The following is a 13352-nucleotide window of genomic DNA, read 5'->3' on the forward strand; positions in this document are numbered from 1 at the left end:
TTATCTAATTATAGCAAATACTAGTTTGACAATAATAGCTATTTATTATATACTTCGATTATATTATGGTACAAGGTTAGGTGAGATATGGAAAATACTTATGAAACTTTAAATGATTTACTAGTGAATTTGTTTAATGAGATTATGACAATTGAAGAGAAAGCACTTATAACTGATGAGTTTAGTAATATTTCCATTACAGATATGCATATTATTGAAGCCATAGGATTGGGAAATGGTAGAAATATGTCATCTGTTGCCAAAGATTTAGAAATTACTGTAGGGACATTAACCATTGCTATCAATAATCTTGTTAAAAAAGGTTATGTTAATAGAAATAGAAGTACCAAAGATAGAAGAGTAGTTCTTATCTCCTTGTCAGATCTGGGATTAAAAGTATATAATCATCATGCAACGTTCCACAAAAATATGATAGAAGATATTATAGCAATACTTGACCAAGAAGAAATGAATGTATTCTTAAAAGGTATAGGTGGAATAAATGAATATTTTCAGAAAATGAAATCTAAAAAAGTTAAATATAAAAAGACTAAAAAGAAATAATTAAAAGGCTACCTGTTAAGGTAGCCTTTATTGGTGAATTGCATTGTTTTATGATTGGTGAAAATCATTTTATTATTAATAGTTATTATTTTAATTCGTTAACGATTTTTTGTAAAGCTTCTAAAGCTTCAGCTGGTAACTTATTAAATCCGCCTTTATCAGTTTCAGTAGATTTAACAAAGTTAACTCTGTCAATCATTCTAGCTTTTAATTGGTCAACATATTCAGAATCCTTCATATCTGGAACAAATCCTTCGATTTCCATGATTTGAATATCATTGAATGGAGCCCATGGTACAAATTTAGCAGTACCTTCAATAATAGCTTCTAATGAACCTAAAGTAATTGCAGGTGTAACTTTTTTGCCCATGAAGAATCCAGTATTCAAGATGTAACAATCTACATCGTTATCACTGAATAATTGCTTGAACTTGTTATAATCATCAGCAAGAGGATAAGTTCTGAATGGGTTAGCATATGGTTCTACTACTAGAGCATTAGGGTCTACACCTTCTGCTAATCTTTCAGCTGATGTTCTCTTAGTTGCTAATGTTGCACCCATTACAGAAGCTAATGAAGCTCCGTCTAATTTCATGATTGGTGGAAGTGTAGGGTCTTTCATTAACCAGAAGATAGCATTAACTGGTTCAGCAAATTTATTTTCACGGTTAGGTGACCATAATTTTGATTTAACAGCACGGCCGTTACCGTTTCTTATATCTTCAGTTACAAGAACTACTTTTCCATCATTATCAATTGTTACACCATTGTTTTGTACAGTCAATAAGAATCTATTGTCGTCGTTATCCATTGGGTAATCTTGAGTTTTGTCAAAGTATGATGGCTCAAGTGCTACTGATGAACTGTTTTCAGTTGAAATAATGAATGCATCATCATGAAGTACTGTGATATCATATTTGTCGTTATGTTTTGCATGTGTAATAGTAGATTTTCCTGAACCTGATAATCCGAATACACCTGCAACGAATTTATCTCCATTAGATAAGTTATAACGTTTTTGTCCACCGTGGCAAGCAGCGTATCCGTGTCTGTTAGCTGTTCCCCATCCAAGTGTTAATGTACCTTTTTTGTGTTCTCCGAAGTATCTCATACCAAGTAAAGCAGCGCAGTTATGTGTTGGATCAAAGAAAGTAAGTCCAAGTGGATGATCTGCATGTGCCCAATCAGGATCAGAGAAAATAAAGATATCTCCTTCATTTTCAATTACTTTTGATTTTTCATAAAGGTTATTGTACTCTTCATTTAAGTATTGGAAGTTTAGTAACCAAGAATACATTATGTTTTCGAAACCTTCTGGAATTAAAAGGTGAGCTTTTACCATAAAATCTGCATCTAAGCCAACATAAGCTTGAGCATGATACATTTTACGATATCTAGTATTGTATACGGCTTCTCTGATTTTTGTAGCATATTCTTCTTGATCTACATTTGGTTCACCAATGATTCTTCTTGCAGCTGCACAACGTCCTTTAACAGCACCATCATTGAATAATAATACTTTTGCATCTTCGTCAAGACCAAGTTTTGCTGGTTGATATACAGGAATATCAGTTACAATAGTTCCTGGAGAATTTTTTGCTAATTTGTAAGCTTCCTTAAGAGAGTTTACATTAACTACGTTGTTTCCATAAAATGGTGTCTCGATTGTAGTACGAATTTGTGAAAAGATAGGATTATCTTTTTTAATTTGATCCCAACTATAAGTTCTTTTTGTTGCCATTAGGTATTCCTCCTTCATGTATATTAATTTGTAATAGTATATATATATAAATTCATCACACAGTGATTAATTTATTATCTTTATTATATTAGAAAGTTTATATATTTTTATTAAAAAGTTTTTTAATGACTAAGTCAATTTTTTTATTTTAAAATACTTTCAAATCTTCCCCATGTTAATTATAATATTACGTTTTGCAAATGTCAACCAAGACTTATATAATTAATTATTGAGGTTTTGTTAGGATTTTTAAAGGATTACATATTTTAAAGGATTTTCTAGTAATTTTGTCAATCTTTGAAATAAAAAATAAAAAAATGTCATAAAAAATCATCAGATATTTTTAAAAGTTTGTATCTATTTAAAGTTTGTGTATTAATTAAAAATATATTACTATTTATTATAATAACCATAAAATATTGTCTGGTAATATATATTTTTAAAAATAAAAACCTCCAAAGTAAATCATCTAATTTTAATTATTTAGATGTCTACTTTAGAGGTATCATATCAGTTTTAGTATACGTAATTTTTAATTATTTATTTCTATTAGTAAATTTAACTCTTTCACTTTCTGTAAGGTATTTTTTTCTTAATCTAATGCTATCTGGAGTTATTTCAACTAATTCATCATTATCAATGAATTCTAATGCTTCTTCTAAGCTGAATATTTTTGGTGGTGATAATTTTATTGCATCATCTGCTCCAGATGAACGAGTATTAGTTAATTTTTTATTTTTACATGGATTAACTGTCATATCTTCTTTTCTAGAGTTAATACCTATAATCATACCTTCATATACTTCTGTAGTAGGATGTATAATCATTGTTCCTCTTTGGGAGAGATTGTTAAGTGAGTAAGGCATAGCTGTGCCTTTTTCACCAGAAATCAATACACCATTACCTCTAGAAGGTATTTCGCCTTTGTGAGGTTCGTAAGCTTCAAATGAACGAATTATTGTAGCTTCTCCTCTAGAGTCAGTTATTAGTTCACTTCTGAAACCAAGCAATCCTCTTGTTGGTACAATGAATTCCATACGTGTAAAACCATTGTCTGAAAGCATAACTTCCATTCTACCTTTTCTAAGATTAAGTTTGCTTATTGCAGTTCCAGAATATTCATCAGGGATATTGACAATAACCCTTTCTACTGGTTCAAGCAATTTTCCTTCTTCTCTATGCATAAGAACTTCTGGTTTGGATACGCTTAGTTCGTAACCTTCTCTTCTCATGTTTTCTATTAGTATTGAAAGATGGAGTTCTCCTCTACCAGATACTTTATATCCATCAATACCACCTAATTCATCTACTTTTAGACCAACATTGATTTCTAATTCCTTGTCTAATCTTTCTTTTATATGTCTAGTTGTAACATATTTACCAGATTGTCCTGCAAAAGGAGAATTGTTGACTAAGAAGTTCATTGATAGTGTAGGTTCTTCTATTTTTATTAATTCCATAGGTTCTATATTTTCTGGGTCACAGTATGTTTCACCTATAGAGATATTAGAGATACCTGCTATTACAGCTATATCGCCACTTCTTAATTCTTTTTTAGGTACTTGTTTGAGTCCTTCATAAGTAAATAGTTTGGAAATTTTACCTTTTTCAGTTGTTCCATCCCTTTTACATATAGCGATTGGCTGACCTTCTTTTATTACACCTCTTGAAACTCTACCAATTCCTAATCTACCAATATAGTCATCATATGCTAGAGCGGATATTTGTAGTTGTAGAGGTTCGCTGTTTTTGTCCGGATAAGGTTTTGTATGGTTAACAATGGTTTCAAATAGTGGGGTAAGATCTGTATAATCATCATCCATAGAATATTTTGCTATACCTTCTCTTGCTACTCCGTAGATGATTGGGAAGTCAAGTTGTTCGTCGTTAGCATCAAGTTCTGCGAATAAGTCGAAAGTCATGTCTACAACTTCTTCTGCTCTTTGGTCTTTTTTATCTATTTTATTAATGAATAGTATTGGATTTAAGTTGTGTTCAAGTGATTTTTGAAGTACGAATCTAGTTTGAGGCATAGGACCTTCACTTGAGTCAACCAATAGTATTACTGTGTCAACTGTTTTAATGATTCTTTCTACTTCTGACGAGAAGTCGGAGTGTCCTGGCGTATCTACAATATTGATTTTATAGTCTTTATAGTTTATTGAACAGTTTTTTGAATATATTGTTATTCCACGTTCTCTTTCAAGGTCGTTGCTATCCATTACTTGGTCAACAATTTCTTGGTTTTCACGAAAGATACCACTTTGAGTTAAGAACGCATCTACCAAAGTTGATTTACCTGCATCTACGTGGGCTATTACTGCTATATTTATAATTTTTTGTTCTGACATATTTATACCCTGCTTTCTAATTTTAATGTCTTTTGGTATGTTAAATATTTCTAGCAATATATAATAAATTAAATGATAATTCATTTAAGGTTTTTTAAGAATCATTTATTGCACCAACTATATAGTTTATACGTTATTGGGGAAATAATCAAGTAGAGATTGAGGAACATTTTTGAAAGATGGTAGATAATTAGAGGGAATATGTCCAGAAATTTCAAAATATAGGTTTTAGAAGGGGGGGAGTTAATAAATATGGGTTAGGAGGTGTATTTAGTAGTTGGAATTTATTATGAGGGGGTTATATTCAAGGCTGCGTTGGTATATATAGTTAGTTTTACTTCGCCTTACTCCAAGGAACGGTCTTCGTAAAACTAACTATATATACCGTGTAGTTTCGTGTATTGAATAGATAGGAGTATAAGAGAGGGGAATCTTTGATAGTTTCAGTAGGGTTATAATATTAATAAAACATAGTGAATATGCAAGAAGGTGTAGATGTGAGTTCAATTGATTGAATTGTTATTAAAATAAATTTGTAAAATAATATTGACAGAAATTCAAGTATAGTGTATAATTTTCAACATGAATTCAAGGGTGGATTCTACATAGAAACTCTAATAGATATTAGATAAATGAGTGGACAATGAAGTCCATACGTCAAAAATGACGTATGGGCTTTTTTTATTTATTTTTTATAGGAACTACGTTCTTGTTTAAATTTATTACGTTAGATAAATCATATCGTTATACTGTGTAAGGCAAATGTAGATATGATAGAAATAACGAGTGTAGATAGTATAGGGGAATATGGAGCAGTGAGCCATGGAGGGCGAACTCAGCCGTTTAAACACGGACGTTTAATTGGCTGACGGAATATTCCCCTATACTATCGGAGCGACCGTAGCCCAAATTAGGAACTCAAATTATTCTATCTTTTAGAGGGTAAGCTGTTAAATATATACTAGAAGGGATGGATGAGTAAAATGAATACAGCATTTATAATCAATTCGATGTGGGTACTGATAGCCAGCGTTTTTGTTTTTTTGATGCACGCAGGTTTTGCAATGGTAGAGGTTGGATTTACTCAATCAAAAAATGCAGTAAATATTATCATGAAAAACTTTGTAACTGTTTCAATAGGAGTGATGTGCTATTTCTTTGTGGGTTATTCAATAATGTATGGTACAGATTTTGGTGGTATTATTGGTACGGATATGCTTATGTTGATAGGAAAACCTGAAGATTTAAATGGAATATCCTTTGACGTATTCTTTTTCTTTCAAGCTATATTTGCAGCTACATGTGCAACTATTGTATCAGGAGCTATGGCAGAAAGAACAAAATTTACTTCGTACATAATTTTCTGTTTAGTAGCTACGACTATTATATATCCATTAATAGGTCATTGGATATGGGGAGGAGGATTTTTAGCTGAGCAATTTGGATTTAGAGATTTTGCAGGTGGAACAGCGGTTCATGCTGTAGGAGGTTTTTGTGCATTGATTGGTGCATATATGGTTGGACCTAGAACAGGCAAGTATAGGAGAAATAAACCTGTTGCTATACCAGGACATAATATACCATTAGGAGCACTAGGAGTGTTGATTCTCTGGTTTGGTTGGTTTGGATTTAATCCTGGGAGTACGTTAGATATTACATCTCCAGATACTATACATAGTGCGGTTACAACATTACTTAGCGGGGCTGCTGCAACTTTATCAAGTTTGATATTTTGTTGTTTGAAGTATAAAAATCCTGATGCGCCTCTTACTTTGAATGGTGCTCTTGCAGGATTGGTTGGAATAACGGCAGGAGCTAATGAAATATCTTATGTTGGTGCTATAATAGTAGGTTTATTGAGTGGTATCATTATGATTCTATCTGTAGAGTTTGTGGATTCAAAATTGAAAATTGATGATCCTGTAGGAGCTATATCAGTTCATGGGGTCTGTGGAATATTTGGGACGTTAGCTATAGGTGTTTTTTCAACTAATGGAGGTTTGTTATATGGAGGAGGGCTTAAGGTGCTTAGCTCTCAATTAATTGGGGTAACGGTATGCGGAATAACTGCAATAACTTTGGCTTTTATAACTTTTTGGTTGATTAGATTTTTTGTTGGTTTACGTGTTAGAGAAAAAACAGAAATTAATGGTTTAGATAATATAGAACATGGAATTTCAGCTTATATAAATCTGTGATCATACTGAGAATATTTATAGGTCTATATTAAAAGGGAGGATTATATATGGATAAAATGACTAAAATCGATATTATAACAAGAAGTTCCAAGTTTGAAGAATTAAAAGAAGCTCTTCATGATATTGGTATTACAGGTATGACTGTAACACAAGTTCTAGGCTGTGGTATGCAAAAGGGAATTACCGAGACATATAGAGGTATACCCCTTACTATAAATCTTCTTCCAAAGGTAAAAGTTGAGATGGTAGTATGTGAAGTGCCTGTTGATAAGGTTATTGCAACGGCTAAAAAGGTATTGAAAACAGGACAGATCGGGGACGGAAAGATATTTTTATATCCTGTTGAGAATGTAATAAAGATTAGAACGGGTGAAGAGGGTGTTAAGGCACTCTAGGTAATAAAAAAGTAAATTTGAATATGGTGGGTTTATATTAAGAGCTTAAGTCTTTATAATTAAAAGGCTTAGGCTCAATATGTTTTTTATAATTAGAAATTACTCCTTAAATTTAGTTAATGTAGAAATTTTCATATATATATGATATAATGTTATAAAAATAAATATGTATAAGTAACTCTATTGTTAAGGCGGTAATTTTTAAATGAAGAGAACAACGATTTTATTATCAAGCATAATTTTAACAATTTTTTTAGTAACATCATGTAAAAATGATACTAACATAAATACAAATGACACCGAGATATTAACACAAACTGGGATAGTACAGTTATTAGAAGAAAAAGAATATCTACTAACTAGATTCTACATACCCTATGATGAATATAGAGATATATATGTTAAATATATGAAAGATGGGGAAGCGGTTGATGAGCAATATCTATATATGAATGCTGTAAAAGATGATTTTGAATGGGTACCCATGAAAGATTTTATTGGTAAGGATATAGATGAAACCAGGGAATATTTACTAAGTACAGGTTATCCTCTTGACTCATCTGATAATTTTATACAGATGATGGATGAAGAAATGCATGAAATAGAGATTAGTGATGTTTATCAAGATAATTATAATGAGGATTGGAGCTATGTATTTGTAAGAGAGACATTTCAGAGTAAAACGGACAAATATTATGGTGTCATAAAATATCATTTTGAATTAAAAGATGGTGAGTATAAAATAATTGATAAGGCCCAAAATTATAATTTGTTCTTTACTAATGAAGAATTAAAGACTCTTTCAAAAGAAGAGATTGATGAAAGGATTGAAAATCAACCTTTCAGATATATAAATGATGAACTAGTAGAATATACAAAGACTATTGATTTGAAAAAATTAATTAGTGATATAGAAGAAAAAAACCAAGAGTAACTTTGTGGGTTATAATCTGATGATTGGAGCCATTATATGTAAACCAAAATAAGAATAAGGTTAGTTTCATAAACATTTTATTATTGATTAAAGTATTTATGAGCTAACCTTTTTTGCATTTTACGAAAACATATCATGACATATCTGAAATAGAATAGAATGGTTTTAATATGCATCAAGTAATCTTGAATTGTAATTGGTTTCATTATGAGTCAAATATCTTGACAAGTATATTGTATTATGATATTTTGAATATATAAAATTACATATCTAACTACAAAATAAGTAGATTATAGTTATAATTGATGTATTGATAAATAATAGTTTCGTAGTGAAATAAAGGGGGAGGAATATTGAAGATAAATAATAAATCTATTGATGGAAATAGAAAGGTTCTCCTTAATTATATTAGAGAAAATGAACCTGTATCAAGAACTGATGTATGGAATAATACAGCATTATCTAAGCCAACAGTAACTAGGATAGTAGATGAGCTAATTAAAAGTGATATTCTACTTGAAACAGGTGAAGCTGGAACTGATAATACGACAGTAGGTAGAAAACCCATTCTCTTGAAGGTGAATCCAAAAGCTTTTTACTGTATTGGCTTGGATATTACTAGAACCCTCATAAAAGGAACAATACTTGATATTAATAGAAATATAATTGCTAGAAAAGAAGAAAGCGTAAGATACATAAAAGAAGAAAAAGAATTCCTCGATAATGTAAAAACAGTAATAGAAAAATTGATTTCCCAATCTGGGCTTGATGAAGATAAAATATTAGGAATTGGAATAGGTGTTCCATGTACTGTTGATTACAAGACAGGGATACTAATGGATTTCAACATAAATAAAGAACCAAGACAGATTAATCTTAAGGAGTATCTTGAGAAAATTTTCAAGTTGCCTGTTTATATTGATAATAACGCTAATATCTCTGTTCTAGGTGAATATTGGTATGGTTATGGCAAAGGATATAGAAACATCATTTACATCATGTGCAATCAAGGTGTAGGAAGTGGGATCATTGTTGAAGGAAACATATTAAGGGGTAAAAATAGTGTTGCCGGTGAGATAGGGCATCAAAAAATAGGACAAGATGGCAGACTCTGTACATGCGGTAAAAAAGGCTGTTTGGAGGCATATTGTGGTACGGAAGCTATAGAAACAGAAGTGAAAGATGAATTGACTAGAGGTGCGAAGAGTATAATAACAGATTATATCGGAGAAGATTATGACCAAATTACATTTGAATTAATAAACAAGTGTGCTTCTAATAATGATAAATTATGTAGGAATGTTTTGGATAAGGCTGAAAAAACATTAAGTCTTGGTGTATCTAATATAATCAATATACTTAATCCTGATATGGTTATTCTTTCAGGCGAGTTTTTTAGATACAGAGACAATATAACAGATAGAATTGAATTATATGCAAAAGAGCAGTTGTTCAATTTGGTAGGTGAAGATACATTATTTGTACATAGACAAGATGCTGACATAGTAAATGGAGTTTCAGCTGGTACATTAGTTTATAAAGACATATTTTAAAGTAAAAAAATCACAAGGAGGCTTTACAATGAAGGACTATTACACAATTGGAGAAGGCAAATTAGGGGAAAATAGTAAGATTCCATTAGAGATAATGGATACAGAGGACGATATGTATCATGATATGGCATGGGCTATGTTTGATGCTATAAAAGAAAATAATGAAAATGGTAAAAATACTATATTCATCTGTCCAGTAGGACCAGTTGGTCAATACAAAAGATTTGCAAGAATCGTTAATAAGTATCGTCTTAATCTTAATGACGTATATATATTTAATATGGATGAATATCTTAATGATGACATGACTATGATTGATACAGATGACCCTCTTAGTTTTAAAGGATTTATGGATAGAGAGTTATATGGTAAAATTGACGAAGATATAAATGTTCCCAAAGACCACAGATTTTTCCCTGAACCTGGAAAAGAGAATGAAATATTCGAAAAGATGGAGGAACTTGGTGGAGTTGATATATGTTTTGGCGGTGTAGGTATTAATGGACATGTTGCTTTTAATGAGCCACCAGAAGAATGTGAAAATATAATAGATCAAGAATTTAGAAATATTGGAACTAGAACTCTAAAGATATCAAGAGAAACTAGAACCATCAATGCAGCAGGTGCATTAGGTGGAGCTATTGAGTCATTACCAAAATGGTGTATTACCATTGGTATGAAGGAAATTCTTAGTGCAAAAAAAATACGTCTGTATATGTTTAGAGATTGGCATAGAGCAGTAACAAGACGAGCTATCTATGGTGAGGTAACAGCTAAATTCCCAGTTAGTTTTTTACAAGAACATGATGATGCTAAAATAACTATTTCTAAATATGTAGCAAAGAAACCATATTAATTAAAATAGTAAAAACTAATATATATAAAACAATTATTCTAGCATTATAAAGCACCTATTATAAATTTTATAGGTGCTTTTTGTTATATAGTTATCCATATTATAACTTATTTGTGAAAACTACTAATTATAGTATAGCCTAAAAGAATCTGAAATAATTTAGAAATAAACAACATATTATTTACTGCAAAATAATAGGGTATTATTCCTATATATACTAATAGTGGCAATAAACTAATTATTAAGCTTGGTAACCCTATGATTATTAATTTATTAGTATCTTTTTTCCATTTACCGCATGTATTAATTTCTTTAAAAAATGAAATTAATCCTATACTAATACCAAATAATATTAGACAAATAATTGGAAATATAACTAATAATATATTGTAGTTATACGTTTTTTTTATGTAATTATTAGTATGATTAATAACTTTGTAATTAAAAAATGCAATCACCAAAATTATTATATAATTTATTATATAATTTATATTTGTTTTTTTCATAAGAGTATTCTCCTTTAGAGGTATTTAATTATAAAAATATTATAGTTGAGTTGAATTGATTTGTAATATATATAATATATCATAATTAAACAATAATGTAAATAAGTATTGAAAAATTTCTAACAATATGATATATTTGAAATGATTTGATTATAAAATTACATAAGGAGGAAAAACATGAAAAAGCTTTTGAAAGTAAAAAAATTATTATTAATAGGAGTATTAATTATAATCTCTATATCCACACTACCAGTTAATGCAAAATGTTCTATTGATAATAAAGAAGTAGTATTTAATCAAGAAAAGTTAGAAAAATATTCATCGGTTTTTGAAGAAATGGAAAAATCATTAACTATTGATAAAAAGAATTTGGAAAATTTTAATGTATTAGTCTTAAATAACGGGGAATCAACAAAAATTGTTACATCAACAATTCGTAATGATGATTCGGCAATAGAAACTGTTGGAATTATTTATAGTGAGAAATCATCAACAAGTATAATAGGTGTTGAAGAAACTAAAATAGTAACACATGCTAAACTTTTTATAAGAACAGAAATAAGTAAAGATACTAATTTTAGAGGGGATATTATAATTAAATTATCAAAGATTGAAGGAGAAGTACTTGCTCTATACGATGGAGCAACAGTTAAAGAAATTCAAATAACTGCTGGACAAGGTTCTGTGTTTGATTCAAATAATAATAGAACAGAATCATTTGAAACAACGGGTACTAGCTATAGTAAAAGCTATGATTGGCCATATATGATAATTGATGAAACTCAGTATAGTTATGCAGGACACAATGCTGTTTGGATAATTCAAAGAGGTTCTAGTACATACAATGAAAGGATTTCAGCCGATTATTAATTTTTAAAGATATATTAATAATATCAATAAGTGTATAATAGAAATATTATTTTTAAATATGGTATAAAGAAATAGTCATTACAATAATCTATATAATAGATTTTATACATAGAAAAGTCTATATATAGATTATTTTTTTATTTTGTTGAAATATAAAAAAAATATATACATTCGTGTGTACAAACTATAATATTTGTGATATAATCATTTTATTACAAGCAAAAAAGTAAATTATATAAAAAAATGTACAAAAAAACATTTGTAAATTAAATTAAATTAATTATAGAATATATTAATGTATTGGTAAGCGGGGCGATTTTTTATGAGTAGTAAAAGAGTTACAAGAAAAGATGTAGCAAAACGAGCAGGAGTAACACCAACTATTGTATCGTATGTTACTAATAATAATAGATATGTAAGTCAAGAGAAGAGAGAAAGAGTTCTACAAGCTATAAAAGAATTAGGTTATCACCCTAATACTGTTGCACTAGGCTTGAAATGTAAAAAAAGTTATCATATAGCTTTTATATGTGATGATATAAGTAATGAACACTTTGCAAAAATTGTAATGGATATGGAAGATATAGCCAATGAGAGAGGTTATATTATTTCTTTTTGCAATACAAGAAGAGATGAACAGTATATTAATAAATTAATAAGTAGACAATTTGATGGGGCTATAATAAGTACCGATATCTTAGAAGGAGAATTAATAAATAAATTCCCTGATATTGGCATTCCTACTATTTTATTTGGAAATAGAATACATGAAAATATTTCTAAGGATATTACATTTGTCAATATAGATATTTATGGAGGAACTCTAAGAGCAATGGAGCATCTAGTTAAGGAAGGTCATACAAAAATAGCTTTTGTTGATTCAAGTCTAAAAGAACAGGATACCATAGATTATAATGATCTAAGAGTAAAAGGTTATGCTGAGATTCATGAGAAGTATAACATGGAGCTTAACAAAGATTATATTATTCAAGGTGCAAATGGCTACAAGGATGTTTTTGAAAAAAGTTATCAGTTATTTCAATCTAAGGATAGACCTACTGCGATTTTAGTGAATGACGATATGCATGCTTATATTGTAATGAGTGCAGTCAAGTCCCTTAATCTGCAAGTACCAGAGGATGTATCAATTATAGGATATAACGATACAACTATAGCCAAATATATGGTTCCTAGATTAACAACTGTTGAAATTCCAAGAAAAAAAATAAGCAGGGCAGCATTGGAATTATTAATTGATAAAATAGAAGGAAAAGTTGTAAAAGACATTGATATAGATACTGATTTAATTATTGGTAATACCACAAAATCTATGACACAGTAGAATTATATATTTTTTTGGGGTGTGTACATACGAGTGTATATA

Annotated in this window: 11 protein-coding genes; 8 read left to right on the top strand and 3 right to left on the bottom strand. The window is 29.8% G+C overall.

The window, feature by feature from the left end; genetic code table 11:
• The first annotated feature begins 87 nt into the window (after positions 1–87).
• Positions 88–564, top strand: coding sequence for a MarR family winged helix-turn-helix transcriptional regulator (locus AACQ14_RS02330; RefSeq protein WP_339361952.1), 477 nt, complete (start codon positions 88–90; stop codon positions 562–564).
• 85 nt (positions 565–649) lie between these two features.
• On the opposite strand, the gene AACQ14_RS02335 is transcribed toward AACQ14_RS02330, so the two are convergent.
• Positions 650–2305, bottom strand: a complete 1656-nt coding sequence (locus AACQ14_RS02335; protein WP_339361953.1) for a phosphoenolpyruvate carboxykinase (ATP) — start codon at positions 2303–2305, stop codon at positions 650–652.
• A 536-nt stretch (positions 2306–2841) separates the two neighbouring features.
• Positions 2842–4656 carry a translational GTPase TypA gene (typA, locus tag AACQ14_RS02340; protein ID WP_339361954.1) on the bottom strand — a complete coding sequence of 605 codons (1815 nt, stop codon included), beginning with the start codon at positions 4654–4656 and terminating at the stop codon, positions 2842–2844.
• A gap of 974 nt (positions 4657–5630) precedes the next feature.
• Here typA and AACQ14_RS02345 point away from each other — a divergent pair.
• From AACQ14_RS02345 to AACQ14_RS02365, 5 genes are all read left to right on the top strand, one after another.
• On the top strand, positions 5631–6854 hold the full coding sequence (locus tag AACQ14_RS02345) for an ammonium transporter (RefSeq protein ID WP_339361955.1): 1224 nt from the start codon (positions 5631–5633) through the stop codon (positions 6852–6854).
• Positions 6855–6901: 47 nt separating this feature from the next.
• The gene (locus AACQ14_RS02350) at positions 6902–7249 is read left to right on the top strand and encodes a P-II family nitrogen regulator (RefSeq protein WP_339361956.1); all 348 of its coding nucleotides are present in this window, start codon (positions 6902–6904) and stop codon (positions 7247–7249) included.
• A gap of 205 nt (positions 7250–7454) precedes the next feature.
• Positions 7455–8183 (top strand): hypothetical protein, encoded by a 729-nt coding sequence (locus tag AACQ14_RS02355; protein WP_339361957.1) that lies wholly within the window; start codon positions 7455–7457, stop codon positions 8181–8183.
• 353 nt (positions 8184–8536) lie between these two features.
• On the top strand, positions 8537–9736 hold the full coding sequence (locus tag AACQ14_RS02360; protein WP_339361958.1) for an ROK family transcriptional regulator: 1200 nt from the start codon (positions 8537–8539) through the stop codon (positions 9734–9736).
• A 28-nt stretch (positions 9737–9764) separates the two neighbouring features.
• Positions 9765–10592 (top strand): sugar phosphate isomerase family, encoded by an 828-nt coding sequence (locus AACQ14_RS02365; protein ID WP_339361959.1) that lies wholly within the window; start codon positions 9765–9767, stop codon positions 10590–10592.
• A 107-nt stretch (positions 10593–10699) separates the two neighbouring features.
• On the opposite strand, the gene AACQ14_RS02370 is transcribed toward AACQ14_RS02365, so the two are convergent.
• Positions 10700–11098: a hypothetical protein gene (locus tag AACQ14_RS02370; protein WP_339361960.1), complete on the bottom strand. Its 399-nt coding sequence runs from the start codon at positions 11096–11098 to the stop codon at positions 10700–10702.
• Between the two features lie 177 nt (positions 11099–11275).
• Here AACQ14_RS02370 and AACQ14_RS02375 point away from each other — a divergent pair, with 177 nt between their 5' ends.
• The gene (locus AACQ14_RS02375) at positions 11276–11968 is read left to right on the top strand and encodes a hypothetical protein (protein WP_339361961.1); all 693 of its coding nucleotides are present in this window, start codon (positions 11276–11278) and stop codon (positions 11966–11968) included.
• A 322-nt stretch (positions 11969–12290) separates the two neighbouring features.
• The gene (locus tag AACQ14_RS02380; RefSeq protein WP_339361962.1) at positions 12291–13310 is read left to right on the top strand and encodes a LacI family DNA-binding transcriptional regulator; all 1020 of its coding nucleotides are present in this window, start codon (positions 12291–12293) and stop codon (positions 13308–13310) included.
• Positions 13311–13352: the final 42 nt, after the last annotated feature.

The organism is Vallitalea maricola (assembly GCF_036985595.1).
GTDB classification, from domain to species: domain Bacteria; phylum Bacillota; class Clostridia; order Lachnospirales; family Vallitaleaceae; genus Vallitalea; species Vallitalea maricola.

What these genes read in the sequence shown, in the direction of transcription:
- AACQ14_RS02330 (WP_339361952.1), top strand. Translation starts at nt 88, where the DNA reads ATGGAAAATACTTATGAAACTTTAAATGATTTACTAGTGAATTTGTTT.
- AACQ14_RS02370 (WP_339361960.1), bottom strand. Translation starts at nt 11,098, where the DNA reads ATGAAAAAAACAAATATAAATTATATAATAAATTATATAATAATTTTG.
- AACQ14_RS02380 (WP_339361962.1), top strand. Translation starts at nt 12,291, where the DNA reads ATGAGTAGTAAAAGAGTTACAAGAAAAGATGTAGCAAAACGAGCAGGA.
- AACQ14_RS02355 (WP_339361957.1), top strand. Translation starts at nt 7,455, where the DNA reads ATGAAGAGAACAACGATTTTATTATCAAGCATAATTTTAACAATTTTT.
- AACQ14_RS02350 (WP_339361956.1), top strand. Translation starts at nt 6,902, where the DNA reads ATGGATAAAATGACTAAAATCGATATTATAACAAGAAGTTCCAAGTTT.
- AACQ14_RS02345 (WP_339361955.1), top strand. Translation starts at nt 5,631, where the DNA reads ATGAGTAAAATGAATACAGCATTTATAATCAATTCGATGTGGGTACTG.
- typA (WP_339361954.1), bottom strand. Translation starts at nt 4,656, where the DNA reads ATGTCAGAACAAAAAATTATAAATATAGCAGTAATAGCCCACGTAGAT.
- AACQ14_RS02375 (WP_339361961.1), top strand. Translation starts at nt 11,276, where the DNA reads ATGAAAAAGCTTTTGAAAGTAAAAAAATTATTATTAATAGGAGTATTA.
- AACQ14_RS02335 (WP_339361953.1), bottom strand. Translation starts at nt 2,305, where the DNA reads ATGGCAACAAAAAGAACTTATAGTTGGGATCAAATTAAAAAAGATAAT.
- AACQ14_RS02365 (WP_339361959.1), top strand. Translation starts at nt 9,765, where the DNA reads ATGAAGGACTATTACACAATTGGAGAAGGCAAATTAGGGGAAAATAGT.